Source organism: Nostoc sp. UCD121 (genome assembly GCF_014222285.1).
Classification (GTDB): Bacteria; Cyanobacteriota; Cyanobacteriia; order Cyanobacteriales; family Nostocaceae; genus Nostoc.
Genome location: NZ_JACKZS010000382.1, coordinates 1 through 3504 on the forward strand (window position 1 = coordinate 1; position 3504 = coordinate 3504).

At 46.7% G+C, this 3504-nt stretch carries 3 protein-coding genes and 1 pseudogene; all 4 read right to left on the minus strand.

The annotated features are described in order from the left end of the window. Positions 1-86 precede the first annotated feature (86 nt). The gene (locus GNF10_RS35865) at positions 87-845 is read right to left on the minus strand and encodes a DNA cytosine methyltransferase (protein WP_185607439.1); all 759 of its coding nucleotides are present in this window, start codon (positions 843-845) and stop codon (positions 87-89) included. Further along, positions 842-1237: an ASCH domain-containing protein gene (locus tag GNF10_RS35870; protein WP_185580956.1), complete on the minus strand. Its 396-nt coding sequence runs from the start codon at positions 1235-1237 to the stop codon at positions 842-844. The genes GNF10_RS35865 and GNF10_RS35870 overlap by 4 nt, the downstream gene beginning before the upstream one ends. Positions 1238-1278: 41 nt before the next feature. Next, entirely contained in the window at positions 1279-2628 is a 1350-nt protein-coding gene (locus tag GNF10_RS35875) for a DnaB-like helicase C-terminal domain-containing protein (RefSeq protein WP_185580957.1), read from the minus strand. Between the two features lie 2 nt (positions 2629-2630). Continuing rightward, positions 2631-3504, minus strand: a pseudogene (locus tag GNF10_RS35880) (hypothetical protein); the annotation flags it as partial.

Below are 3504 nucleotides of genomic sequence, written 5' to 3' on the forward strand. Positions count from 1 at the left end.
TCTTAATTCGAGTACGAGGCATCGCTGTACACCGATTTTACTTCCCCTAAATAATACTATCTATCGCAACTTGGTATTAATCATGGTTATGCCTCCTGACTGGACAATAGATGCCACAAGTAATCAATTCGTTTCCAAGCGATCGCAGCTTGCCGTGGAGAACAACTTAAACCATAAGCACGACGGGCATCATAATTACCCTTAATTCCCTTGGCTACTCCAACGGGAATCCCAAAAGCCACCTCACGAATGCCGGGTTCAAAGCTTCGGTCTTCATGAGAGAGCCGTACTTGCGTAATCTGATTTCTAATTTGGTCTGCCCAGGGGGTTGGCTGTTGACGGTAGAATAAGCCATCGGCGTAGGCAATGATAAAGACTCTTTCTCTTTCATGTGGCAAGCCGAGGCAGTACGCGGGTATAGTTTCCCATTCGCATACGTACCGGATTTGGGAAAGGTCTTCGAGGACTGTTGCCATTCCTCTAGAGAGTAGCCCTGTTGGGTTTTCGATGAGAGCGATTGCTGGTCTACACTGGTTGATGATGCGGAACATTTCGCGCCACAGTCCAGACCTGGGGTCGTTAAGTCCTTTTTTATCTCCAGCGTTACTGGTGCCGCTACAGGGGAATCCCCCACACAAAATGTCGAATTGTCGTCGGTAGCAGTGGTAGTTAGTAATATCTGCGTGGATTGGAATTCCTGGTTGTTCATGGCGCAATTGTGATTGAGAATAAGGGGAGATTTCGACAAATTGCTGGACTCGGAATTTGTGGGATAGACCTGCGGCTGATATCCCGTGGTGGCAAAGTCCGCCGATGTCGGAGAAAAGTGAGAGGACTGATTTCATGAGGCGATCGCACTCCTAACCAATTCATCAGGTACTTCAAAAATTCCCAACCGCCCAATGTAAGGAATTGGTGTGATTTCTCGCGGATTCTCCAGCTTCCAATGATATTGCTCAGGCATTCCCCAGCCAGACGCAACTTGTGAGAATCGGCAGTCAACTATTGTGACAATGCCAATCACTTGACCGCGACGGAGAGAGATTAACTCTGGGATTACTACCCCCATGCAATGGCCAAATTCTTCCGCTACCTGGTACTCTTTTTTGGTACAGGTTTTGGCGGCGTGAATCAAAATGTCGCCGCGATAATGAATGGGCCAGCCACGGTTTTCAACATTTTTGAGAGCATAAATTATTGCCCATGCCCAAGGCTGACGAACAGATAGCGCTTTCATATATCGACCTCTAAAACTTTAAAAAAGTTCATTGCATCAAATTATCTTGCCAAGTTCAAAAATTTCGAGGTTGATAAATCGCACAACATGGTCGCAGTGCCGAGCTTACCGTAAAGGCGGTTTTTCTCAACAATTAACTCGATAGTGCGATCGCTTGGGTCTTTTGTGTAGACAGCATCCCGATAGAGCATGATTAACTGGTCACAAACCTCAAAGATTTCACCAGAATTACGTAATAGATGCCGATTGGGGCGTTTATCAGCCGTAGTTTGATTGCCCCGATTGATTTGACAGCCCAAGAAAACAGGGATTTTGTGAGATTTGGCAATGTCCCGAATCTGGCGGGTAATCTTGCCGACTTCAAAGGCCATGTTCCCGCCGGACTCCAGAGGAATCTGTTGCAAGTAGTCAATAAACACAGCACCAATAGAACCATCAAATTCGGCAATGGCACGGCGCACAGCAGAAGCAATCATTGCGGTTGTAGGGGAGGAATGCTCGTAAACCTTCCAAGGCAACTCCACCATCTGTCCTATACCCTGTGCTATTTGCTCCCAGTAGCATTGAGTATTGGTTTGAATCATAGAAGCGTCTACACCTGTGATTCGGGCTAGCATTCGGGCATTGAGTTGATTCTTGTCCATTTCTGGAGTTACGTACAGAACTGGTTTTCCAAGTTTGGTCATGATTTCGTAAGCGTAAGAAATCATGAAGTGAGTTTTCCCCATGTGGGATTCAGCAGCCACTACAACTAAGCTGCTAGGATAAATGCCACCGGTGATATTTTCGAGGTCGTACCAACCAACTTTGTCGCCTGCCATATTCCCCATCTCCAGCTTTTGAAAAAGTTCAATGCCCATGTCTTGTGCTGAGAAAACCTTGCAGCGTTCATCGCTTTGATTTTGGGTTACAGTAAAAACTTTCGCCTCAGCTTGACCAAGGACAAGTGGTAGTTCAGTTTGCGTCTCGTAACCGAGTTGGACAATTTCATTGCCCACTTTGATTAACTGCCGCCGTCGATATTTCTCCATCACTAGATCAGCCAAAGCATCAATGTTGACGGCGGACACAGTGCGGTCTACCAAAGTTGCTAGCTTATTCCTGCCACCAATGCGATTGAGCAAATTGTGGTCAGCCAACCATGCGGTGACGCTTAGTAAATCTGTAGGTTGGTATGTAGCATGAAGTCGGACTGCGGCTTGATAAATATCTTTATGGGCGCTGATGTAAAAAGCTTCAACGCTTAGGCGATCGCTGACTCTGGTTATTGCTTCTGGGTCGAGCATAATCCCACCCAAAATCGCTTCTTCAGCCTCGATGTTTTGTGGAGGCAAGTTGTCAAGTGACCTGTCAGCATGGAAAGAAACTACGTTGTCTTGATTAGGGTGCATAATTAGGCTCTAAGTGCTAATTTTAACTGCGCTTCAACTTCTCGCAAATTCGTGGAAGAGGGTCTGGTGTTGCTTGGAACTTTCGGAGTGTTGGCTGCGGCTTGAAGTTTTGCTTTTAGCTCCAGCATTTGTGGGCTGTGTTGATACTCATTGGATGGAACCCGAATGGATTGCTCTTGCTGACGGCGTATCCGGTCTTGTGCCAAGGCATCTTCGAGCGAACTGCTAGTGATATTTTTTACTTTGTGAGCCAAAGCAGTGCGCTGTTGAGGTAGGGGCTGTTTTTCTGTTTGCAATGCTTGGTTATAGCGCTGCATCAGGTTCGTCCACCCACCCTTAGTTTTCTCCCAGGTGTTCATGACTGCGATCGCATGATCTACTTCCTGTCGTGCGGAGCGTTTCGATTTAGTGGCTAATTCTTGTGCCAGGAAGTCCACGACTATGGGGTTGAAGTTCTGGTACAAGTTATTCAGCTTTCGCTCTCCATTGCGCCAAGGTAAAACCCAGCACTTCCACTTGATTGTTTCTCTGACAAGCAGTGGTAGAGAATCATCACTCATAGCAGTTGGGTCTGTTAGCCAAGCATCAATCAGTTCTTTTACGTTCCGGGCTGTCTTGTAGGGACAGGTTAGTTGCGGCTTATTCGCTTGTTCGCGTTTCTCGAACGACCCCCCCGCAATAGTTGATCCTCTTGAGGGATTATCGGTTTGTTGCGAAGACTCGGAATTTTTTAACAACGAAGTGGGTTGTTGTGGGGTTGGTTCTTCTAAGCTTGGTTTTTCTGGAATTGGTTCTTCGAGTTCAATTTCTTCCGTTGTTAAATCAAGTTCTTCTTTTTCACACACACATTTTTGGGTGGGGGGCGCGGGTGGCGAA